Annotated in this window: 18 protein-coding genes; 6 read left to right on the plus strand and 12 right to left on the minus strand. The window is 68.4% G+C overall.

Features of this window, described 5'->3' with window-relative positions; genetic code table 11:
* Positions 1-3 precede the first annotated feature (3 nt).
* Positions 4-1,020, minus strand: a complete 1,017-nt coding sequence (locus AC3WRN_RS15230) for a zinc-binding alcohol dehydrogenase family protein (RefSeq protein WP_492623594.1) — start codon at positions 1,018-1,020, stop codon at positions 4-6.
* A 199-nt stretch (positions 1,021-1,219) separates the two neighbouring features.
* Between AC3WRN_RS15230 and AC3WRN_RS15235 the strand changes: the two genes are divergently transcribed.
* Positions 1,220-2,200, plus strand: coding sequence for an IS5 family transposase (locus AC3WRN_RS15235; RefSeq protein ID WP_492623595.1), 981 nt, complete (start codon positions 1,220-1,222; stop codon positions 2,198-2,200).
* A 321-nt stretch (positions 2,201-2,521) separates the two neighbouring features.
* Here AC3WRN_RS15235 and ppa read toward each other — a convergent pair whose 3' ends face one another.
* From ppa to AC3WRN_RS15265, 6 genes are all read right to left on the minus strand, one after another.
* A complete protein-coding gene (ppa, locus tag AC3WRN_RS15240; RefSeq protein WP_068092049.1) occupies positions 2,522-3,061 on the minus strand; it encodes an inorganic diphosphatase in 540 nt (179 codons plus the stop codon).
* 96 nt (positions 3,062-3,157) lie between these two features.
* Positions 3,158-4,012, minus strand: a complete 855-nt coding sequence (locus tag AC3WRN_RS15245; RefSeq protein WP_492623616.1) for a 2OG-Fe(II) oxygenase — start codon at positions 4,010-4,012, stop codon at positions 3,158-3,160.
* Positions 4,013-4,237: 225 nt separating this feature from the next.
* A complete protein-coding gene (locus AC3WRN_RS15250; protein WP_492623596.1) occupies positions 4,238-6,376 on the minus strand; it encodes a prolyl oligopeptidase family serine peptidase in 2,139 nt (712 codons plus the stop codon).
* 171 nt (positions 6,377-6,547) lie between these two features.
* Positions 6,548-8,575: a sodium-translocating pyrophosphatase gene (locus AC3WRN_RS15255; RefSeq protein ID WP_492623597.1), complete on the minus strand. Its 2,028-nt coding sequence runs from the start codon at positions 8,573-8,575 to the stop codon at positions 6,548-6,550.
* Between the two features lie 170 nt (positions 8,576-8,745).
* Positions 8,746-9,153, minus strand: coding sequence for an RcnB family protein (locus AC3WRN_RS15260; protein WP_492623598.1), 408 nt, complete (start codon positions 9,151-9,153; stop codon positions 8,746-8,748).
* Positions 9,154-9,311: 158 nt separating this feature from the next.
* On the minus strand, positions 9,312-10,589 hold the full coding sequence (locus tag AC3WRN_RS15265; RefSeq protein WP_492623599.1) for a 6-phosphofructokinase: 1,278 nt from the start codon (positions 10,587-10,589) through the stop codon (positions 9,312-9,314).
* Between the two features lie 189 nt (positions 10,590-10,778).
* Here AC3WRN_RS15265 and AC3WRN_RS15270 point away from each other — a divergent pair, with 189 nt between their 5' ends.
* Entirely contained in the window at positions 10,779-11,363 is a 585-nt protein-coding gene (locus tag AC3WRN_RS15270; protein WP_492623600.1) for an adenylate kinase, read from the plus strand.
* A gap of 66 nt (positions 11,364-11,429) precedes the next feature.
* Here the strand turns inward: AC3WRN_RS15270 and AC3WRN_RS15275 are convergent, their stop codons facing one another.
* A complete protein-coding gene (locus tag AC3WRN_RS15275; RefSeq protein ID WP_492623601.1) occupies positions 11,430-11,681 on the minus strand; it encodes a hypothetical protein in 252 nt (83 codons plus the stop codon).
* Positions 11,682-11,794: 113 nt separating this feature from the next.
* Here AC3WRN_RS15275 and mpl point away from each other — a divergent pair, with 113 nt between their 5' ends.
* The 4 genes from mpl to AC3WRN_RS15295 all read left to right on the plus strand — a co-directional run bounded on the left by mpl (position 11,795) and on the right by AC3WRN_RS15295 (position 16,380).
* Positions 11,795-13,231, plus strand: a complete 1,437-nt coding sequence (gene mpl, locus AC3WRN_RS15280; protein ID WP_492623602.1) for a UDP-N-acetylmuramate:L-alanyl-gamma-D-glutamyl-meso-diaminopimelate ligase — start codon at positions 11,795-11,797, stop codon at positions 13,229-13,231.
* A 46-nt stretch (positions 13,232-13,277) separates the two neighbouring features.
* Complete coding sequence (locus tag AC3WRN_RS15285; protein WP_492623603.1) at positions 13,278-13,886, plus strand: LON peptidase substrate-binding domain-containing protein; 609 nt, start codon at positions 13,278-13,280, stop codon at positions 13,884-13,886.
* Between the two features lie 49 nt (positions 13,887-13,935).
* Entirely contained in the window at positions 13,936-14,754 is an 819-nt protein-coding gene (locus AC3WRN_RS15290; RefSeq protein WP_068092021.1) for an SDR family oxidoreductase, read from the plus strand.
* Positions 14,755-15,030: 276 nt separating this feature from the next.
* On the plus strand, positions 15,031-16,380 hold the full coding sequence (locus AC3WRN_RS15295; RefSeq protein WP_492623604.1) for a sigma-54 interaction domain-containing protein: 1,350 nt from the start codon (positions 15,031-15,033) through the stop codon (positions 16,378-16,380).
* 42 nt (positions 16,381-16,422) lie between these two features.
* Here the strand turns inward: AC3WRN_RS15295 and AC3WRN_RS15300 are convergent, their stop codons facing one another.
* From AC3WRN_RS15300 to AC3WRN_RS15315, 4 genes are all read right to left on the minus strand, one after another.
* Positions 16,423-17,766: a transporter gene (locus AC3WRN_RS15300; protein ID WP_492623605.1), complete on the minus strand. Its 1,344-nt coding sequence runs from the start codon at positions 17,764-17,766 to the stop codon at positions 16,423-16,425.
* A gap of 64 nt (positions 17,767-17,830) precedes the next feature.
* Complete coding sequence (locus tag AC3WRN_RS15305; protein WP_492623606.1) at positions 17,831-18,613, minus strand: hypothetical protein; 783 nt, start codon at positions 18,611-18,613, stop codon at positions 17,831-17,833.
* Between the two features lie 10 nt (positions 18,614-18,623).
* Entirely contained in the window at positions 18,624-19,325 is a 702-nt protein-coding gene (locus AC3WRN_RS15310; protein WP_492623607.1) for a C39 family peptidase, read from the minus strand.
* 138 nt (positions 19,326-19,463) lie between these two features.
* Positions 19,464-20,861 (minus strand): FapB/FapC family functional amyloid domain-containing protein, encoded by a 1,398-nt coding sequence (locus tag AC3WRN_RS15315; protein WP_492623608.1) that lies wholly within the window; start codon positions 20,859-20,861, stop codon positions 19,464-19,466.
* Between the last annotated feature and the right edge of the window lie 34 nt (positions 20,862-20,895).

Genomic DNA, 20,895 nt, shown 5'->3' on the forward strand with positions numbered 1-20,895 from the left:
GCCTCACCAGCCGGCCAGCACCAGCTTGCCGATCGTGCGGCCCGATTCCAGCCGGTGGTGCGCCTCGCGCAGGTTCGCCGCGTTGATCGGCGCCAGCGTTTCGGTGCGCGTGCCGCGCAGCTCGCCGGCGTCGATCAGGCCGGCGACCCGTTCGAGGATGCGGCCCTGCTCGGCCATGTCGGCGGTGCGGAAGCGCGGCCGCGCGAACATGAACTCCCAGTGGATGCCGATGCACTTGGCCTTGTACGGGTCGCCGATCTTCAGCGCGCCGGCGGGCTCCACGATCAGGCCGACGTGGCCCTGCGGCGCCAGCAGCCGGCCGATCGCCTCCCAGTAGTGGTCGGTGTCGGCGAGGTTGAGCACCGCGTCGACCTGGCCGAAACCCAGCGCCTCCAGCTGCGGCGCCAGCGCGTGGCGATGGTCGACCACGTGGTGCGCGCCCATCGCGCGGCACCAGTCGATGGTCTCGACGCGCGAGGCGGTGGCGATCACCGTGAAGCCCGCGCGCCGCGCCAGCTGGATCGCGATGGAGCCCACCCCGCCGGCGCCGCCGATCACCAGCAGCGACCTGCCTTCGCCGCCGTGTTCGCTGTCGAACGGCATGCGCTGGAACAGCAGCTCCCACGCGGTCACCGCGGTCAGCGGCAACGCCGCCGCTTCGGCCAGGTCCAGCGACCGCGGCGCATGGCCAGCCAGGCGTGCGTCGACCAGCTGGAACTGCGCGTTGCTGCCGGGGCGGGTGACGTCGCCGGCGTAGTACACGCGATCGCCGGGCCGGAAACCGCCGGCCGAGTCGCCGACCGCCTCGACCACGCCGGCGGCATCGTAGCCGAGCACCTTCGGCTGCGCCTCGACCTGCGGCTTGGGCGAGCGGACCTTGGTGTCGACCGGATTCACCGACACCGCCTCCACGCGCACCAGCAGGTCGTGTGCGCCGGGCACCGGCTGCGGCAGTTCGACGTCGAGCAGCGACTGCGGGTCGTCGATCGGCAGGTAGCGGGTGAGGGCGACGGCTTTCATGGGGCATCTCCGGCAGCAGGCTGGGAAGGCTTGCGCCGGCAGCGGAGTGCGCCCGGCGAATGGCCCGTTCCCATGGAACAACAAGGATACGGCGGCGACCCGCCCGCCGCCGAGATCCGGCCCGCGGCACCTAGGGATGCTCTGCTTTATTCCCCGTCTGCGGCATCATAGCCAGCAGTCCCCAGGAAGCCCATCGCCGATGAAGCAGCGTTCCTTTGCCTCGCTGAGTTTCGATGCCAAGAAGAAGCCGACACGGCGTGAACGTTTCTTGGGGGAGATGGACAAAGTGGTGCCGTGGGCGTCGCTGCTGGCGCTGATCGAGCCGAGCTATCCCGCTTCCGGTCGCCGTGGCCGCCCACCGATGCCCGCCGCGACCATGCTGCGCATTCATTTCATGCAGCAGTGGTACGCGCTGAGCGATCCGGCGATGGAAGACGCGCTGTACGAGATCGAGTCGATGCGTCGCTTCGCCGGGCTGGAGTTGAACGAGGACGCGATCCCGGACGAGACGACGATTCTGAAGTTCCGGCGCTTCCTGGAGCAGCATGGCCTGGCGGCAAAGATCCTCGAAACGGTCAATGCTCACCTGAGCGAGAAGAGGCTTCTCCTGCGCCAAGGCACCATCGTGGATGCCACGATCATCCAAGCCCCATCGTCGACCAAGAACCGTGACAAGCAGCGCGATCCGGAAATGCATCAGACGAAGAAGGGCCAGCAGTGGTACTTCGGCATGAAGGCGCACATCGGCGTGGATGTGGAATCGGGGCTGGTGCACGCGGTGACGACGACACCGGCAAACGTGGGCGACGTGACCGAAGTGGACAAGCTGCTGCACGGCCAGGAAAAGACGGTATACGCCGATGCGGGCTACCAGGGCGCCGAGAAGCGCGCCCCCAAGCGCGGCCGCAGGTGGTACATCGCGGCCAAGCGCGGCAGCGTCAAGGCGATGCCCGAGGGCGCGTTGAAAGACGCGGTCAAGCACACCGAACACATGAAGGCCGCGGTTCGATCCAAAGTGGAACATCCATTCCGGGTGGTGAAGCGGCAGTTCGGCTACCAGAAGGTGCGCTTCAAGGGGCTGCTCAAGAACACCGCTCAGATACTCACGCTGTTCGCGCTATCGAATCTGTGGATGGCGCGACGAACGTTGCTTGCCTCTGCAGGGGAGGTGCGCCTGTGAGGCGGAAAATCGAGGTGATTTGAGGTAAATCGGCACTGCGAAGGCGATGGGCCACCCCAAAAAACACCCTTTCATCGTAGCAAGTCCAGCATTTTTGCATGGCCGTCTGGATGGCCGTTTCGAACTTAATAGATCAGAGCATCCCTAGGTGCCGCGGGCCCGGCACACGCAGCGGGTGGAGGGCGCGGGCATAGTCTGGACATGTCCGACGCCCCGCGTCTGGCCCGGGCGCGGTTGTCCGAAACGGACAAACCCCGCCGAAGCGGGGTTGGTGCGGTGCTGCAACCAGGTGCCGCGCGCGGCGCCCGCGCCGCGGCGGGCTCAGCCGCTGATGGCGTCCTGGTAGCGCTGGAAGCCGGCCAGGATCTCGGCCTTCGCCTCCTCGGCGCCGACCCAGCCCTCCACCTTCACCCACTTGCCCTTCTCCAGGTCCTTGTAGTGCTCGAAGAAGTGGCCGATGCGCTCCAGCCAGTGCGGCGAGACGCCCTTCATGTCGTTGATGTGCGCGTAGCCGGGGAACACCTTGGGTGAGGGGATCACCACCAGCTTCTCGTCGCTGCCGGCCTCGTCGGTCATCTTCAGCATGCCAACCGGATGGCAGCGGATCACCGAGCCGACGGCCAGCGGCAGCGGCAGGATCACCACCGCGTCCAGCGGGTCGCCGTCGCCGCCCAGCGTGCGCGGCACGTAGCCGTAGTTGCACGGATAGCGCATCGGGGTGGACAGGATGCGGTCCACGAAGATCGCGCCGCTTTCCTTCTCCACCTCGTACTTGACCGGCTCGGCGTCCTTGGGGATTTCGATGATGACGTTGATTTCTTCCGGCACGTTGCGGCCGGCGGAGACGAGGTGCAGACCCATGGACTGTCCTTGGCGATGAAGGGGGAAAAGAAGGCTGGCAAGGATACGCCAAACGCTGCTGCGATGCAGCAGCGAGGGGATTCGCGGCGCCGGCGGTCAGGCTTTCCCGGGCTTCTTGTACGGCCGCTCGCGCAGCCATTTGGTGGCGACCCACTTCTCGCCTTGAAGCACCGGCAGGCCGGCGTGCAGCGAGCTGCGGTCGCCGCCTTCATAGGCGAAATAGACGGCCGTACCACGCCGTGCGGTGACGGTGAGGCCGAGCCCGGGGAACGCCGTGCCGCCGCCCTGCGTGGGCGTGTTCAGGTACATCACCACGCTGGCGCTGCGCTGCCCGCCGACGGCGGTGATCGCCTCGTAGCCGGGCTGTTCCGGGTCGAACCAGTCGAAGTGCGGCTCGTATTCCTGGCCCGGCAGGTAGTGCAGGATCTGCAGCCCTTCGCCGTGGCTCGCCGGCACGCCGAGCAGGGCGGCCAGGCGCTGCTCGATGCGGCCGACCAGCGGCACTTCGTTCGGGGCGAAGAACATGCCCTCGCTGGTGCGCCGCCGGTCCACCTGGTGGCGGCCCTCGCTGTCGACGGTGAGCGCGCGCTGCAGCCGTGGTCGCGCCAGTTCGATCAGTTCGTCGCATTCCTGCCCGCTGAGGAGATTCTCCAGCACCCGCAACGCTGGCGCATCGACGCTGAGCGAGACGCCGACGCTGTGCCCGTCGATGCAGACTTCGGGCGCCTCGGGGTGTTTCGTGCGCAGCCCCTGTGTGGACCCCCTGGTGGCGCTGGCGTGCAGCGCCGCCAGCGGCAGCTTCAGCACCTCGGCGAGGATGCTGCGGCTCTGCCGCGGGTCGTAGCCGTTCTCCCGCATCAGCCGCAGCACGTCCGGCACACCATGCCCGGCTCGGGTCGTGGTGAGGATCCATTCGCGCAGTTCGGGGCTGATCGTGGTGCGTGGGTGCATGGCGATGGAGGAGGGGTGACGGATCATGAAAGCTTACTTTAGAGCCTGTTCAAAGCCCCAGGATGCCCCGCAACCCTTCGGGCTGGGTCTGTTTCCCGCATGCCCGCAAACAGCTCCCTGCGCGGGGTATCCGGGGACTTTGAACAGGCTCTCAGACCACCCATCCATACGACGCGAGCCGGCATGCGCCGGCTCGCGAGTGCCGCGTGGAAGCGATGGATCGTCCTACTTCAACTGGTCCCACAGGAAGTCGTAGGCCATCGCGTGCATGTGGGCAGACTGCTGGTTGTCCGCGCCGGCACCGTGGCCGCCTTCGAGGTTCTCGTAGAACCACACGTTCTCGTGGCCTTGCGCCTGCATCCGCGCGGCCATCTTGCGTGCCTGCACCGGACCGACGCGGTCGTCGCTGGTGGCGGTGTAGAACAGCACCGGTGGGTAGTGCGCGTCCTTCATCACGTTCTGGTACGGCGAGAAGGTCTTGATGAAGTTCCAGTCGGCGCTGTCCGGATTGCCGTATTCGGCCATCCACGAGGCGCCGGCGGACAGGTGGATGTAGCGCTTCATGTCCAGCAGCGGCACTTCGCAGGCGATCGCGCCGAACAGCTGCGGGTACATCGTGAGCATGTTGCCCATCAGCAGGCCGCCGTTGCTGCCGCCCTCGGCGCCGAGGTGCTTCGCCGAGGTGACGCCGCGCCGGACCAGGTCCTCGGCTACCGCGGCGAAGTCCTCGTAGGCACGCGGGCGGTTCGCCTTCAGCGCGGCCTGGTGCCACTGCGGGCCGTACTCGCCGCCGCCGCGGATGTTGGCGATCACGTAGACGCCGCCGCGATCGAGCCAGGCGCGGCCGACGCTGCCGCTGTACTGCGGCGGCAGCGAGACTTCGAAGCCACCGTAGCCGTACAGCAGGGTGCGGTTGGAGCCATCGAGCTTGATGCCCTTCGGGGCGATCTCGAAGTACGGCACGCGGGTGCCGTCCTTCGACTTCACGAAATGCTGGCTGACCGCGAACTTCGCGGCATCGAAGAACGCCGGCGCCTGCTTGACCGTCCCGGCCGCCGCACTGCCCAGCACGCCGCGCTGCAGCGACGAGGGGGCGAGGAAGCCGGTGACGTCGAGCCAGTATTCGTCGCCGTGGTCGGGATCGGTGTCGACCACGCGGATCGTGCTCATCGCCGGCGCGCCCGGCATCGCCTCGCGCTTCCAGCTGCCATCGGGCGTGGCCATCTGCGGCGGGGTCAGCACTTCCAGCCGGCTCTTGACGTCGTCCATCAGGTTGAGGATCAGGTGGCCCTTCGTCCAGGCGTACGAGTCCAGCGAGGTATGCGCGTCGGGTGCGAACAGCACGGCGAACCGGCGCTTGCCGGCCATGAAATCATCGAACTTCGCCGCCAGCAGCGCGCCGGCCGGATAGCGGTCGCCGCCGACCGTCCACGGCGAGCGCGTCTGCACCAGCAGCCATTCGCGATGGGCGTCGGCGTTCGCATCGGTCGGCACCTCGACGCGCCTCAGCTGGTTGCCGATGCGCTGGTACAGCTCGCTGTGGAAGAAGTCCTTGGCGACGGAGACGAAGTCGCGCTCGTAGCCCGGTGTGGGGTCGTGCGACGCGCCGACCGCGAGGTCGGTCGGCTTGCCCTCGTACACGGTGGCCGCCGCTGCCAACGGCGTGCCGCGCTTCCATTCCTTGGCGATGCGCGGGTAGCTCGACTCGGTCATCGAGCCGGGGCCGAAGTCGGTGCCGACATAGATGGCGTTTTCGTCGATCCAGCCCAGCTGGCTCTTCGCCACCGGCAGCTCGAAACCGCCTTTCACGAACGCCTTGTGCGGGATGCTGAACTCGCGCACGGCCACCGCGTCGCCGCCGTCCGGCGACAGCGAGACCAGGCAGCGCTCGAACGCCGGCTTCAGGCACTGCACGCCCTTGAACACCCAGCGCTTGTCCTCGGCCTTGTTCAGCGCGTCGATGTCCAGCAGCAGCTCCCACGCCGGCTCGGCCTTGCGGTACTCGGCCAGCGTGGTGCGCCGCCAGATGCCGCGCGGGTGCGCCTTGTCGCGCCAGAAGTTGTACAGGTGGCCGCCCATGCGGTTGACGTAGGGAATGCGCGCCTCCGAATCGAGCACCTCGAGGATGCCGTCGCGGGTGCGCGCGAACTCGGCGTTGTCGACGAACTGTTTCGCGGTCGCCGCGTTCTGCTGCTTCACCCAGTCCAGCGCGCGCGCGCCGCGGATGTCCTCCAGCCACAGGAACGGGTCGTCGCCGGCCGGCGCGGCCTCGGGCGTGGAACGGGGTGTCGTGTCGCGGGCGTGGGTGTCGTTCATGCCCGCCAGTGTGACGCCGAGTGCCAGCATCAGCCAGACCGATTTCATCGTGTGTTCCCCTGTGCGCGAGTGGACGTGATGGATGGGGCGGGCACGGCCCGCCGTCCGCCGAGCGTAACGCTGCGGGCGCGGGGCCGCCCGTGGCTAAAGTCAGGCGCGCGGGCCGGAAACGAAGATCCCGCCACGCGGGCGGGATCTTCGTGAGCACGGACGCGCGGCTTACAGCAGCGGAACCAGCAGCAGCGCCACGATGTTGATGATCTTGATCAGCGGGTTCACCGCGGGGCCGGCGGTGTCCTTGTACGGGTCGCCCACGGTGTCGCCGGTGACCGCGGCCTTGTGCGCCTCGGAACCCTTGCCGCCGTGGTGGCCGTCCTCGATGTATTTCTTCGCGTTGTCCCAGGCGCCGCCGCCGGTGGTCATCGAGATCGCCACGAACAGGCCGGTGACGATGGTGCCGATCAGCACGCCGCCGAGCGCCTTCGGCCCCAGCAGCAGGCCGACCACGATCGGCACGGCAACCGGCAGCAGCGACGGCGCAATCATCTCGCGGATCGCCGAGCGGGTCAGCATGTCCACCGCGCGCGAATACTCCGGCTTGGCGGTGCCCTGCATGATGCCGGGGATGTCGCGGAACTGCCGGCGCACTTCCTCCACCACCGCGCCGGCGGCGCGGCCCACGGCTTCCATCGCCATCGCGCCGAACAGGTAGGGGACCAGGCCGCCGATCAGCAGGCCGATGATCACCATGTGGTCGGATAGGTCGAAGGTGAACACGTCGCCCGGGTGCGCGGCCTGCAGGTTGTGCGTGTAGTCGGCGAACAGCACCAGCGCGGCCAGTGCGGCCGAGCCGATCGCATAGCCCTTGGTCACCGCCTTGGTGGTGTTGCCCACCGCGTCGAGCGGGTCGGTGACGCCGCGCACTTCCGGCGGCAGGTCGGCCATCTCGGCGATGCCGCCGGCGTTGTCGGTGATCGGGCCATAGGCGTCCAGCGCCACGATCATGCCGGCCATCGACAGCATCGCGGTGGCGGCGATCGCGATGCCGTACAGGCCACCGAGACCATAGGCGCCCCAGATCGCCGCGCAGATCACCACCACCGGCATCGCGGTGGATTTCATCGACACGCCCAGGCCGGCGATGATGTTGGTGCCGTGGCCGGTGGTGGACGCCGCGGCGATGTGCTGCACCGGGCTGTACTGCGTGCCGGTGTAGAACTCGGTGATCCACACGATCGCGCCGGTCAGCGCCAGGCCGATCAGCGAGCACACCCACAGGTTCATCGCGCCGTGGCCGAAGCCGGGCATCAGCTGCATGGTGATCGGAAGGAACGCGGCGCCGGCGAGCACCGCCGAGACGAACACGCCCTTGTACAGCGCGCCCATGATCGAGCCGTCTTCCTTCACCTTGACGAACAGCGTGCCGACGATCGAGGCGATGATCGACACGCCGCCCAGCAGCAGCGGGTACAGCACCGCGTTGGGGCCCACCTCGCCGACCATCAGCCCGCCCAGCAGCATGGTGGCGATCACCGTCACCGCGTAGGTCTCGAACAGGTCGGCCGCCATGCCGGCGCAGTCGCCCACGTTGTCGCCCACGTTGTCGGCGATCACCGCCGGGTTGCGCGGGTCGTCCTCGGGGATGCCGGCCTCGACCTTGCCGACCAGGTCGGCGCCGACGTCGGCGCCCTTGGTGAAGATGCCGCCGCCCAGGCGCGCGAAGATCGAGATCAGCGAGCTGCCGAACGCCAGGCCGACCAGCGCGTGCAGCGCCGTCTCGCCGCCGATGCCGGTGCGCTCGAGTATCAGCCAGTAGCCGGCCACACCGAGCAGGGCCAGCCCCACCACCAGCATGCCGGTGATCGCGCCGCCGCGGAACGCCACGTCCATCGCCGCGCGCAGGCCGCGCCGTGCCGCCTCCGCGGTACGCACGTTGGCGCGCACCGATACGTTCATGCCGATGTAGCCGGCCGCGCCGGACAGGACCGCGCCGATCAGGAAGCCGACCGCGGTCGCCCAGGTGAGGAAGAAGCCGATCAGCAGCAACAGCACCACGCCGACCAGGCCGATGGTGGTGTATTGGCGATTGAGGTAGGCGCGTGCGCCTTCCTGGATGGCCGCGGCAATTTCCTGCATCCGCTCGTTGCCCGGCGACTGCGCCAGAATCCAGCGCGCGGAGAACGCGCCATACAGAATCGCCACCACCGCACATGCAACGACGATCCACCAGCCATACTGCTGCAGCATCGGAGCCTCCCCATGGGTTGTATGTGGCCGTCCGGAACGGGCGGTCCCCTCCCCGGGAGTATAGGCAGACGTGGCGGCGCAAGCCGTTGTGCGGCGCAGCGCCGCGGCCCGCAACGAAAAAAGGGCCATGCACGCATGCATGGCCCCGGCCGGTTCATGCCGCGGCGGACTCAGCGCAGCGCGACGTCCAGGATGATGCCGGTGGCGATCGCGACCAGCAGGTAGTCGTTGTTGGCGCGCACCCAGTGGTAGCCGCGCGGCGGCGGGCGCAGGCGGTAATGGCCGTAGTCGCGCACCACGTAGGTCGGGCCGTAGTAGTGATGGCCACGTTGCCAGCGAGGATGGTGGCCAAGGCGCGGATACCCGTTGCCATGGCCGTAACGGCGGTCGTCGTAGCGACGGTAGTCGTAGCGGCGATCGTATCGGCGGTGGTCGCCGTGGCGGCCGTCATGACGATGGTCGGCGTAGCCATGGCCCTGGCCGCGGCGGCCGCGATCGTGATCGCCCTGGTCGGCCAGCGCGAGGCTGCCGGTGGCGAGCAGGGCAAGTGCAATGAGCAGGCGGCTGAAGAGTTTCATCTCAGGGCTCCTCCGTGGGTGTCGTGGCCGCAACGGCGCGGCGATCGACCCGGGCAGGAGGAATCGTAAGAACCTGCGGCTGAACGCAGGCCGATGCGGCCACCCCGGTTTTCAGGCGGCGCTCAGCACGGTGAAACGCGTCACGCCATCGCTGCGGTTCAGCGCCGGAATGGGGCCAGACACTTCGCCACGGCCGCGTTTTTCAGCCGCACGTAGCGCGGCAGGCCGTCCTTGCCGTAGGGCAGCGGCGCCTCGCCGTGGATCAGCGGCGCCAGGTAGCGGCGTGCCGCCGCGGTGATGCCGAAGCCGTCGCGGCTGATGAAGCCCTTCGGCATCTTCTTCTCGCGGTTGGCGATCTTCGCCAGCGGGGCCGGTTCGATCTTCCAGCGGTACGGCGCATCGGCGGTGCGCACGATCACCGGCATCACGGCGTTCATCCCGGCCAGCGCGTAGTCGACTGCGGCGCGGCCCACCGCCCAGGCCTGCTCGGCATCGACCTGCGAGGCGGCATGCCGCGCCGAGCGCTGCAGGTAGTCGGGCAGCGCCCAGTGGTACTTGTAGCCGAGCTTTTCCTTCACCAGCGCCGCCAGCACCGGCGCCACGCCGCCGAGTTGGGCGTGCCCGAACGCATCGCGTGTGCCGGCTTCGGCGAGGAACTGGCCGGCCGCATTGCGCACGCCTTCGGAGGCGACCACGGTGCACCAGCCCACGCGCTCGACGGTGGCTTTCACTTTCGCCAGGAACGCCGCCTCGTCGAACGCGTTCTCGGGGAACAGGATGATGTGCGGCGGCGCGTCCGCGCCTTCACCGGCCAGGCCGGCGGCCGCGGCGATCCAGCCGGCGTGGCGGCCCATCACCTCGAGGATGAACACCTTGGTCGAGGTTTCGGCCATCGAGGCCACGTCGAGACTGGCCTCCAGGGTGGAGATCGCGGTGTATTTCGCCACCGAGCCGAAGCCGGGGCAGCAGTCGGTGACGGCGAGGTCGTTGTCCACCGTCTTCGGCACGCCGATGCAGCGGATGTCGTAGCCAAGCGCCTTGCCCAGCTGCGAGATCTTCAGCGCGGTGTCGGCCGAGTCGTTGCCGCCGTTGTAGAGGAACCAGCGGATGTCGTGGGCGCGGAACACCTCGATCAGCCGCTCGTACTCGGCGCGGTTCTCCTCCAGCGACTTCAGCTTGTAGCGGCACGAGCCGAACGCGCCGCCGGGGGTGTGGCGAAGCGCGGCAATCGCGGCGGCCGGTTCCTTCGAGGTGTCGATCAGCTCCTCGCGCAGCGCGCCGAGGATGCCGTTGCGCGCGGCGTACACCTTCACGCCCTTGCCGCGGGCGGCCTCGATCACGCCGGCGGCGGTGGCGTTGATCACCGCGGTGACGCCGCCGGACTGGGCGTACAGCAGGTTGCCGGTGAGGGCAGGCGAACGGCGGCTCGGGCTCATGGGATCCTCCATCGGGCAGGGGAAGCGTGGCGGCGATGTCGACAAATCTTTTCTGCAACAAGCACTTGGTCGGGTGCGACGAAGGTCTCTGTTTGACGACATCCGGTGCAGCGGCTAATTTGACGTACAACTCTGTGCATCGGGCGGGTTGCTGCAGCGTGCGGCGGCCCGTCGAACTTGTGGAGCATTATGCGACTCGTCCTACTTGGTGCGCCCGGCTCGGGCAAAGGTACGCAGGCGACCCGGCTGAAGACGGCGCTGGGTGTTCCACACATCTCGACCGGCGACATGCTGCGCGCCGCGGTGGCCGCCGGCACCGCGATGGGGCTCAAGGCCAAGGCGGTGATGGACGCCGGCCAGCTGGTTTCCGACGACATCCTGCTCGGCATGCTGGAAGAGCGCCTCGCCCAGGCCGACGCGAAGGCCGGCTTCATCCTCGACGGCTACCCGCGCAACCTGGCCCAGGCCGACGCGCTCGACCACCTGCTGGCCAGGCTCGGCCAACCGCTGGATGCGGTGGTGAAGCTGGAGGTGCCGAACGAGGTGATCATCGGCCGCTGCGAGATCCGCTACGCCGCCGAGCACCGCAAGGACGACGACCCGGCCGTGGTGCGCGACCGCCTCAAGGTTTATGCCGAACAGACCGCACCCGTGGCGGATTTCTACGCCAGGCGCGGCAAGCTGCAGGTGGTGGACGGCGTGGGCGAGCTGGACGAGGTCACCGCGCGGGTGAAGCGCGCGCTCAAGGCCGAGTCGGCCGCCGCGAACGGCTGAGCCCCCGGTCTTGCCCGCCAGCGCGTCGGCTTACCGGGAGCGGCGGAGGGCTGCGGTCGCGGCGGTTCATCCGCAGTCGAGCATCGGATCAGCGACGGCGCCTGCCGCCACGGCGAGTATCAGGGCGCCCAGGCCAAGCAGAATCAGCAGGCCCAGCCAGAACGAGAACGGCTGCTCCGAACGATCGACCAGCTTTCCGCGTACCGTGTATTGGCCATGGCGCACGGCGAACGCGACGTACAGGATCAGCGCGGCGCCGATGGCGCCGAGCAGCATGCGCACGCCGTGCATGCGCGAGACGCAGTCGTCCATGGTCAAGGTTGTTCCCCCGGGCTGCATGCCGACGTGGATGCGCCGATGATCGCCATGCTACAGGCGACATGCGCACGACGCCCCGTGACCCATTCCCCATCGCGACGGAACCCATCCACGTGAAGCTCCACATCCTCGGCATCTGCGGCACCTTCATGGGCGGCGTGGCCGCGCTGGCGCGCGAGCTGGGGCTGGCGGTGGAGGGTTCCGACGCCAACGTCTATCCGCCGATGAGCACCCAGCTCGAGGCGCTCGGCATCGCCCTGATGAGCGGCTACACCGCCGGGCACCTGCAACCGGCGCCCGACCTGGTGGTGGTGGGCAACGCGATGACGCGCGGCAATCCGGCCGTCGAGTACATGCTCGATGCGCGCCTGCGCTACACCTCCGGCCCGCAGTGGCTGGGCGAGGCGGTGCTGGCCGGGCGCGACGTGCTGGCGGTGGCCGGTACCCACGGCAAGACCACCACCACCAGCCTGCTGGCGCACCTGCTGGAAAGCGCCGGCATGGCACCCGGCTTCCTGATCGGCGGCGTGCCGGGAAATTTCGGCGTCTCCGCCAGGTTGGGGGGGAAGAAACGGGGTCAGAGTCAGTTTTCCGTACGGCGCGGTGAAAACCAGGCAGCGCAGAAAACCGACTCTGACCCCGTTTCTGCGCCATTCGTTATTGAAGCGGACGAGTACGACACCGCGTTCTTCGACAAGCGCTCGAAGTTCGTGCACTACCGTCCGCGCATCGCGATCCTCAACAATCTCGAATACGACCACGCGGACATCTTTCCCGACGTGGCCGCGATCCAGCGCCAGTTCCACCACTTGGTGCGCACCGTGCCGGGCAACGGCCGGCTGATCGTCAACGCGCACGACCAGCGGCTCGCCGAGGTGCTGGCGATGGGCTGTTGGACGCCGGTGGAAACCTTCGGCATCGGCCGCGGCGACTGGCAGGCCACGCTGCTCGAGGCGGACGGCTCGGCGTTCACCGTGCACCGCGCCGGCGAGCGAATCGGCGAAGTGCGCTGGTCGCTGCTCGGCCACCACAGCGTGATGAACGCGCTGGCTGCGCTCGCCGCGGCGGCGGCGGCCGGCGCCGATCCGCAAGCATTGCTGCCCGCGTTCGCCACGTTCGAAAGCGTGAAGCGGCGGATGGAACTGGTCGGCGAGGTGAACGGCGTGCGCGTGTACGACGACTTCGCCCATCACCCCACCGCGATCGCCACCACCCTGGCCGGTCTCCGCGCGAAGGTCGGTGCGGCGCGCATCCTGGTGGCACTGGAGCCGCGCTCCAACTCGATGCGCCAGGGCGCGCACGCCGAGGCGCTGGCGCCCTCGCTGGCCGACGCCGATGCGGTGGTGTTCCTGCATCGGGCGGAACTGCCGTGGGATGCTCATCGGGTCACCGATGCCCTGGGTGGTCGCGGGAGCACGGCACCCACGGTCGATGCGCTGATCGCCGCCCTGCGTGCGCAGGCACGAGCGGGCGACCAGGTGATCTTCATGTCCAACGGCGGTTTCGAGGCGGCGCCGCGCCGTTTCGTGGAGAGCCTGCGGCAGGCCTGAGCCGGCCGCGGCAGACCGGGACACCGGCTCTGGGTACACTCGTCGCATGGTTGCCTTGTCCCAGTCGCCGCTCGTCGAGATGCCGCTGTTTCCGCTGGCCTCCGTGCTGTTTCCCGGCGGCCGGCTGCAGCTGCGCATCTTCGAGCCGCGCTATCTCGACCTGGTGCGCGAATGCACGCGCCACGGCACCGGCTTCGGTGTGTGCCTGATCCTGCAGGGCCAGGAAGTGGGCGGCCCGGCCGTGCCGGCGGCGATCGGCACGATCGCGCGGATCAGCGATTTCCATCGCGATGACGACGGCCTGCTCGGCATCGTCGCCGAAGGCGGTTCGCGTTTTCGCGTGGCGCGCAGCCGGGCGCGTTCCGACGGCCTGCTGCGCGGCGACGTGGAGATCTGGCCGGACGAGCCGGAGCAGCCGGTGCCGGTGGAGTTCGCCTTGCTGCAGACCATCCTGGAGCGGCTGATCGAGACGATGGCGCCGCAATGGCGCGATGCGCCGCGCAGCGCCTACGACGATGCCAGCTGGCTGGGTTTCCGGCTGGCCGAGCTGCTGCCGCTGGATCCCGGCGAACAGCAGCGCATGCTCGAACTGGATGATCCGGTGCAGCGGCTGGCCGAGTTGCGCGACATCCTGCCGCGTTTCCAGAAGCCGTGAACCGGCGGCGGGTTCTACACTAGATCGCATTTCCGATGGAGCGACGCGCATGGCCGACCTTGCCGGCAAGACCTTGTTCATCAGCGGTGCCTCGCGCGGCATCGGCCTGGCGATCGCGCTGCGTGCCGCGCGCGACGGCGCCAACATCGTGATCGCGGCCAAGAGCGGCGTGCCGAACCCGAAGCTGCCCGGCACCATCCACACCGCGGCGGCGGCGGTCGAGGCGGCCGGCGGCAAGGCGCTGGCACTGCAGGTGGACATCCGCGAGGAGGCCCAGGTGGCGGCCGCCGCGGCGCAGGCGGCCGACTGTTTCGGCGGCATCGACATCGTCGTCAACAACGCCAGCGCGATCTGGCTGGCCGGCACCGAAGGCACGCCGATGAAGCGCTTCGACCTGATGCAGCAGGTCAACACCCGTGGCACCTTCCTGGTCACCCAGGCCTGCCTGCCGTACCTGAAAAAGGCAGCCAATCCGCACGTGCTGATGCTGTCGCCGCCGCCCAGCCTCGATCCGAAATGGTTCGCGCCGCATACCGCCTACACCATCGCCAAGATGGGTATGAGCCTGTGCGTGCTGGGCATGAGCCCGGAGTTCGCGCCGCTGGGCATCGCGGTGAACGCGCTGTGGCCGCGCACGGTGATCGCCACCGCGGCGATCGGCATGATCGATGGCGTGAAGGCCGAGCACTGCCGCAAGCCGGAGATCGTGGGCGATGCCGCCCACGCCATCCTGACCCGCCCGGCGCGCGGCTACACCGGCCATTTCGCCATCGACGAGGAGATCCTGCGCGAGGCCGGCGTAGACGATTTCGAGCGCTATGCCGTGCAGCCGGGCGCGCCGCTGCTGCCGGACCTGTTTCTGGGTTGAACGGCGACGGCGCAAATCCCTGCGATCGCACCGACCGCTCGCTGCACGCCGTGAGGCACGCCCGATGCACGGACGAGCAGCGGCGACCATCGTCCGCCTCTTCACATATCCGTGTTGTGTTACGCGTATATTCCGTGGCCTCCATCACACTTTTGCAGTGTTTGGAGCGCAGGATGCGGCGACCGTAGTCGCGGGACCGGCCAAACGCCCAAGTGCGCCGCCTCCCCGACTTGCATCGGCTTGGGGCAGGGGGCCAGCGCGATGATCAGCAGACAGATGCCCAGACGTTGCGTGGTCTGGTTCGGCAACCCGGCCGATGACGAGTGCGCGGCGCTGATCGAGGCTGGGTGGCTGGTCCGGGTCGGCGATGCGCAGCTACATGGCGGCGTCGGCATGCGCCGCGACGACATCGTGGTGGCGCTGGCGGACCTGCGCCACAGCGACGCGGAAAGGGTGCAGGCGATGGATCGGCTGATGGCCGACTATCCGTGGCTGCCTTGGCTTGCCCTGGTTTCCCGGCACACCGCGGCGGACACGCCCGAGACGGAGCGCATCCTGCGGGCCAGCACGGCCTTCCTCACCGTGCCGTTCGAGTGCAAGTGCCTGCTCGGCGTGCTGGCGAAGATCGCCGATGGCGGGGTGCAGCCGGTGGACGGTACCGACGCCACGGGCATTCCGGGGGCATACAGCGCGGCGATGCGCGTCATGGTGGCCAGCCTGCGAAAGTACGCGCCGGTCGAGCTGCCGGTGCTGATCACCGGCGAAACCGGCAGCGGCAAGGAGGTGGCGGCCCGTGCGCTGCACAGCCTGTCCGCGCGCCGCGAGCGGCCGTTCGCGGCCATCAACTGCGGCGCGCTGCCGCCGAACCTGGTGCAGTCCGAGCTGTTCGGCCACGAACGCGGAGCCTTCACCGGGGCGAACGCGCGGCGCATCGGACACTTCGAGGCCGCCGCCGGCGGCATCGTGTTCCTGGACGAGGTGGGCGACCTGCCGCCGGACGCCCAGACCAGCCTGCTGCGGCTGCTGCAGGAGGACACGCTGGTGCGCGTGGGCTCGACCCAGCTGGTGCGGCTGGACGTGCGCGTGTTGGCCGCCACCCATGTTGACCTGGAGGCCGCTGTCGCGCAGGGGCGTTTCCGCGAGGATTTGTACTACCGGCTCAACGTGCTGCGCCTACACATGCCGGCGTTGCGCGAGCGCGAGGGCGACGTCGAGTGGCTCGCGCAGCATTTCCTCGATGCGTTCCGCGCGCGGCATCCCTGCCGCGCCCGCGAGTTCGACAGCGATGCGCGGCGGGTGATGCGCACGTTCGCCTGGCCCGGCAACGTGCGCGAGTTGCTCAACCGGGTGCAGCGCGCCGCGGTGATGGCCGAGGGCAACCTGATCGGCGCCGCCGACCTGGATCTGGAAACGGCGCCGACGGCATCCGGCGCCCGCGACAGCCTCGATCTGACCCGCGTGTCGGCCGAGCGCGAGGCGGTGCTGAACTGCCTGCGCCAGAGTCGCTACAACATCAGCGAATGCGCGCGCCGGCTCGATGTGTCGCGCGTCACCGTGTACCGCCTGTGCCGGAAGCTCGGGTTGGAACTGGAGCATCTGCGCGACCATGCGTCACCACAGCAATGAACGACCGGCGGCGGACGCGACACGGCGCGGCCGGTCGGCGACTCAGAACATGTAGGGCACCTTGAAGGTGATGCTGTAGTCGGGCGCATCCGGCGTCAGCCCGGCACCCAGCATCGCCACGAGCGTGGTGTGCTCGCTCAGCGCGTAGGTCACGCCCATGTTGAAGGTGGCGGCGTTGGCGTCGCTGCCGATGATCTTGGCCCACGGCGCACCGTGGTACTTCAGCGAGGCCCGGCCGTTGATCTTGTCGCTGAACGACAGGCTGAGGCTGGTGCGTTCGTTGAACGCGAAGGCCACGCCGGCGCCGAAGTAATAGGCATCGCCCAGCTTCACGGTGCCCGGGGTGCGCGTCTGCGGATCGGTATCGACGTCGCCGAAGTGGCGAGGGAACGAGTGGATGTAGCCCACGTTGGCGAACACGATCGCCGGATCCATCGTCTTGATCACCGAGACGCCGAGGTTGCCCTGCCAGACGCCGTTGCCGGTCGGCTGCCTGGACGGCACGGCGAAGCGGATGTACTTGTCGTTGTCGCGCTCCAGCACCTTCCAGTCGATGCCGTAGGGCGATCGCCCGGTCGGCGCGGTGACGCCCAGGGTGAGCACGGTGTCCGGACGCGTGGCGGTTTCCGCGAACAGCCTGTAGTTCGCGCTGAGGGTGACGTCGCCCAGGCCGGAGCCGTGCGTGTCCTCTTCGGCGATCGCCGCGGCCGAACCACCGGCGCCGCCCTTCTGGTAGGACGTGCGGCGGCCAAGGTAGGGCACGTCGAGGTTCAGCGTGAGCCGTGGGCTGACGCCGTAGCGCGCTGCCAGGTCGTAGGTCAGCGTGTCGGACTTCACGTTCTGGATGGCGATGTTGCCGAGGAAGATCGCGTCCAGGGCGAGGAAGCCGTTCAGGGTGAGTTGCCGGCGGTCGTAGTGGTTGTAGCTGAGGCCGTTCTCGATGGTGAGCCGGCGATCGAAGGTGGCGTGTTCCTGCAGCAGGGCATCCTGCAGACTGCGCGACTTCTCCGTCTGCTGCGCCTGCTGGGCCTTCTGCGCTTCGGCCAGCGTGCCGGCGTGGCTTTCGGCGCCACCGGCCGGGGCGGCCGGCGCCTGCTGCGCGGCCACCTGCGCCGGCGTCTCCGCCCGCGTGGCGGGCAGGGGCGCATTGGTGGTCTTGCCGGTCAGCCGCGCCTGTAGCGCCTGCACCTGCACGTCGAGTTCGCGCAACCGGCGCACCTCCTGCGCGTAGCTGCTCTTGAGCGCCTGCAACTGGGCCATCAGTGCCTTCATGTCGGCCTGGTCCTGCCCGCTGGGCGATGGCTGGTCGGCGTGGCCCTGGGCGGCGGCGGTAGCGCTGCCGAGCAGGACGATGGCCAGTACGGCGGCTAGTGTGGTCTTTTGCATGATCGGACTCCCCTGCGTTCGAGGCGGCACCGGGCGGTGGCGCCGCCATCTTGAAGACGATGTCTCAAGGACCGCCGATGCCGCGGGCGAGGTTGATGGCCTGCGCCACGCTCTGGCTCAGCGGCATGTTGCTGGCGAGCGACTGGCGGATCAGGTCGATCTGCATCAGGTTGCTCGCCGTCTGGTTGTCGGCGGCCAGCTGCACGCTCTGGCCGAGGCTGCCGTTGCGGATCCACTGCTGCACCGAGCCGAGGCCGGCGATGCCGAGCTGCACCCTGGCATCGCGGCCGTCGAAGCCGGCGCTGGCGCTGGCGTCGCCGCTGTTGATGGCGGCGGTACCCTGCGTCTGGCCGGCCACGCCGGACAACGTGCCGCCGTCGCGCACGTTCAGCCGCACCACGTTGCTGGCGAGGTTGCCGTCGCCGGCCACCTGCACGCTCTGCACCACGCCGTTGACGTTGGCCAGGCCGCTGCCGTCGACGCTGCGCGTCGCGTTGATCACGGGCATCGGGATGACGGCGTCGGGGCGGCTGATGCTGACGCTGGGCTGGAAGCTCACCTGCGGCACCGGGCGATTGCCGCTGAAATCCATGTTGACGGCCAGCGTGCCCTGCAGCACCTGGCCGCTGCCGGTCTGCCAGGTCGAGACCATCTGCACGCCGAACCAGACCACCGCGTTGCTGCCGATCGTGTAGCGGCCGCGCAGGGTGTTGAGCTCGGGATCGGGGATGTCGTGCAGGCCCCTGCCGGGTCGGCTGGTCGGGGCGCTCTGCGGCGTGGTCGCGTGCAGCGGTACCGCGGCACCGGCCAGCGCGATCAAGGCAATGGAAAGCGGAAGGAGTTTCATGGCGTTCCCTCTAGAACAGGTCGGCATGGGTAAAGCCGAAGTCGAGCAGCTCGGCATCGGTGATCGGGCCCTGTCGCGCAAACAGCTCGCGCGCGCTGGGCTTCCGTGTGGGCTGCAGCAGGGCGGTGTTGCGGTCGAAGTCGTTGCCGATCACCACGAAGACCGCGTGCGAGGGCCAGGTCTTGATGAAGTCGGCCAGTGCCATCTGGCGGTTGCCAAGCATCGGGTCGGCCAGTTCCGCCACGCCGCCGCGCACTTGCTTCAGCACCACGAAGTGGCGGAAACCGCGCACATCCATCAGCACCAGGCCCGGCACGCGCAGCGTATGCAGACGTGCCTCGTCGACGCGGTAGCCGCGGCCGCGCATGCCCAGCGACTCGACGTAGTGCTTGATGTCGAGCATCGAAAAGCCGCGCTGCCTGACCAGATCCTGGTCGGCCACGCCCATCATTCCCTGGATGACTTGGGTCTCGTCCACGTCCAGGTGGTAGGCGTAGCGCAGGATCGTGGCCAGTGCGGCGGCGCCGCAGCTATAGTCGGTGTGCTGGCGCACCATGTTGAGGTAGCGGCCCTCCTGCATGCTCAGGACCGGAGCGTGGTAGAGCACGCCGTTCGGCAGCACACCGCCGAATCGCACGTCGGCGGCGTGGGTCCTGCAACTGCTCGCCGCGCACAGGCCCGCGAGCAGGGTCATGACAAAGATGTTGCGCATCGTCCGTTCCGGAGAGGTGGTTCCGTGGCGAAGGAAGTCCCCCCGGCCCGCAGGGGACGGGCCGGGGGGTTCCATTGGTGCCCGGCTACAGGGTTGCCGGGTTACCGCCCTCGTTCGCCGCTTGCGCGGCGTTTTGCATCAGTGCTCGGTGCCGCCGCCCGTCGATGGCGGTGTGGCGGTCGGCTGCGCCACCGCCAGCGCCAGGCTGTTGGCCTGCAGGTTGCCGGTGCCGGCAGCGATGTTCACACCGATGTTGCCCGAGGCGTTCTCGAACGCGTTGCCGGACAGGGTGGCGGTATTGGTGGCGTCCTTGATCACGTAACGCGTGGTCACCACCGAGCCGCTCAGGCTGGCGAACAGATCGCTGAAGGACAGCTCCTCGAAGCCCAGCCTGCCGGACTCGATCGAGTGCGTGGTGCCGCTCTCGCTCCCCTTGCTGTGGCTGTCGGTATCGAACGCCAGGCCGCCGATCGGCTGGCCGAGCGAGTCATTCCCGCGATACGGGTTCTTTACGGCGCCCTGGTCCTCGCCGTCGAGGTCGAAGTGGCCGGTCTGCGGACCCGGGCCCGGGTGAGTGGCGCCAGGCCAGATGTCCGGATAGATGTTGTTGGCCTGGTAGGCATTGCCGCGGCTGTCGGACGAGGTGGTGCCCGAGTAGGTGCCGTTCGAGCTGCCGCTATAACTGCCGGAGCCGAAGCCGAACGAAAAGCCGGTCACGGGGCCGCGCAGGGTGACCCGGGTCGTGTCATCGAAGCGCTCGACCGTGCCGGCGTTGTGCACCGTATTCTCGTAGGAAACCTGGTTCGAGCTGATGCTCGACTGCGCGTAGTCGGTCTTGGCCACCGAGGCGGCGAGCGCGTTCTTCTGCTCGTTGTTGTTGCCCGAGGTGACGTTGACGCCGATGTTGCCTGCGGCGCCCTTGAAGGCGTCGCCGCCGATGCCCGCGGCGTTGGTCACGCCCGTGTTCCAGGTCGTGTTGTCGCTGCCGTTCTGGTTCACGAACACTTCGGCGTCGGCCATGCCGAACGAGAAGCTGGCGTCGGCGGCGGACAGCGACGCGGCGTTGTCCTGGGCGTTGTTGTCGCCGGCGGCCACGTTCATGCCGATGTTGCCACTGGCCTTGGAGGCGACTTCGTCGCCGATCGAGCTGGTGTTGTTCAGCTTGTCGTTGGTGCCGCTGTTGTCGGAGACGGACTGGCGGTTGTCGATCACCGCGATCGCGGCCGAATCGGTCTTGATGTTGCCGCTGACGGTCGGGTCACCGGTGATTTTCACGTCCGTGCTCAGCGCGAGCTTCTTCTTGAGGGCCACGTCGACGCTGTGGTCGTTCTCCTCCTTGCGCACGTTGACGTTGACGTTCTTGTTGACGTTGACGTTGACATCGACGTTCTTGTCGATGTCGGTGTTCTTGGTGACGTCGATCTCGTACTTGTAGGTTCCCGGCTTGGGGGGGAGATGGTCGTCATCGTCGTGGGCATAGGCCATCGAGGTGGCGAAAAGCGTCGCCACGGCCATGGCAAGCATCGTCCGTTTCATGTTCGCGTTCATGGTGTCCTCTCGTTCCAGCTTG

Source organism: Rhodanobacter sp. FW101-FHT13A11 (assembly GCF_058790335.1).

What these genes read in the sequence shown, in the direction of transcription:
- AC3WRN_RS15255 (WP_492623597.1), bottom strand. Translation starts at nt 8,575, where the DNA reads ATGCTGCAGCAGTATGGCTGGTGGATCGTCGTTGCATGTGCGGTGGTG.
- AC3WRN_RS15300 (WP_492623605.1), bottom strand. Translation starts at nt 17,766, where the DNA reads ATGCAAAAGACCACACTAGCCGCCGTACTGGCCATCGTCCTGCTCGGC.
- AC3WRN_RS15265 (WP_492623599.1), bottom strand. Translation starts at nt 10,589, where the DNA reads ATGAGCCCGAGCCGCCGTTCGCCTGCCCTCACCGGCAACCTGCTGTAC.
- AC3WRN_RS15285 (WP_492623603.1), top strand. Translation starts at nt 13,278, where the DNA reads ATGGTTGCCTTGTCCCAGTCGCCGCTCGTCGAGATGCCGCTGTTTCCG.
- AC3WRN_RS15260 (WP_492623598.1), bottom strand. Translation starts at nt 9,153, where the DNA reads ATGAAACTCTTCAGCCGCCTGCTCATTGCACTTGCCCTGCTCGCCACC.
- AC3WRN_RS15305 (WP_492623606.1), bottom strand. Translation starts at nt 18,613, where the DNA reads ATGAAACTCCTTCCGCTTTCCATTGCCTTGATCGCGCTGGCCGGTGCC.
- AC3WRN_RS15315 (WP_492623608.1), bottom strand. Translation starts at nt 20,861, where the DNA reads ATGAAACGGACGATGCTTGCCATGGCCGTGGCGACGCTTTTCGCCACC.
- ppa (WP_068092049.1), bottom strand. Translation starts at nt 3,061, where the DNA reads ATGGGTCTGCACCTCGTCTCCGCCGGCCGCAACGTGCCGGAAGAAATC.
- AC3WRN_RS15290 (WP_068092021.1), top strand. Translation starts at nt 13,936, where the DNA reads ATGGCCGACCTTGCCGGCAAGACCTTGTTCATCAGCGGTGCCTCGCGC.
- AC3WRN_RS15250 (WP_492623596.1), bottom strand. Translation starts at nt 6,376, where the DNA reads ATGAAATCGGTCTGGCTGATGCTGGCACTCGGCGTCACACTGGCGGGC.
- AC3WRN_RS15295 (WP_492623604.1), top strand. Translation starts at nt 15,031, where the DNA reads ATGCCCAGACGTTGCGTGGTCTGGTTCGGCAACCCGGCCGATGACGAG.
- AC3WRN_RS15245 (WP_492623616.1), bottom strand. Translation starts at nt 4,012, where the DNA reads ATGCACCCACGCACCACGATCAGCCCCGAACTGCGCGAATGGATCCTC.
- AC3WRN_RS15230 (WP_492623594.1), bottom strand. Translation starts at nt 1,020, where the DNA reads ATGAAAGCCGTCGCCCTCACCCGCTACCTGCCGATCGACGACCCGCAG.
- AC3WRN_RS15270 (WP_492623600.1), top strand. Translation starts at nt 10,779, where the DNA reads ATGCGACTCGTCCTACTTGGTGCGCCCGGCTCGGGCAAAGGTACGCAG.
- AC3WRN_RS15235 (WP_492623595.1), top strand. Translation starts at nt 1,220, where the DNA reads ATGAAGCAGCGTTCCTTTGCCTCGCTGAGTTTCGATGCCAAGAAGAAG.
- AC3WRN_RS15310 (WP_492623607.1), bottom strand. Translation starts at nt 19,325, where the DNA reads ATGCGCAACATCTTTGTCATGACCCTGCTCGCGGGCCTGTGCGCGGCG.